Annotated in this window: 1 pseudogene; it reads left to right on the top strand. The window is 47.9% G+C overall.

Annotated features, from left to right (window positions below):
* Positions 1-409 (top strand): annotated as a pseudogene (locus tag B1A85_RS23385) (cation-transporting P-type ATPase); the annotation flags it as partial.

Below are 409 nucleotides of genomic sequence, written 5' to 3'. Positions count from 1 at the left end.
ATTCCAGAAGGATTACCTGCTGTTGTCACAGTTACATTGGCAATTGGTGTTTCCCGAATGGCACGACGCAATGCGATTATCCGCAAGCTACCGGCGGTGGAAACCCCTGGGGGGGCAACGGGGATTTGTTCAGATAAAACCGGAACGCTGACCGAAAACCAAATGACGGTGCAAGCAATTTATGCAGGAGAACAGCAATATAAAGTTACGGGGAGCGGGGATAATCCAGAAGGGGAAATTGTTGTAGATACAGATGTAAATGACGGCGCATCTGCCCAAAAGCCAGCAGATTTTGACGCCAATGTTGCACTGCGCGAATGTTTAATTGCAGGTTTGCTGTGTAATGACTCGCAAATTGAAGTCAAAGATGGACAAAACACAGTTGTCGGCGATCCAACCGAAGGAGAGA

The sequence above is a fragment of the Chroococcidiopsis sp. TS-821 genome (assembly GCF_002939305.1).
Lineage (GTDB): Bacteria > Cyanobacteriota > Cyanobacteriia > Cyanobacteriales > Chroococcidiopsidaceae > Chroogloeocystis.
The sequence above is the reverse complement of the archived record's forward strand: the minus strand, read 5'-3'. Positions and strand labels throughout refer to the sequence as shown.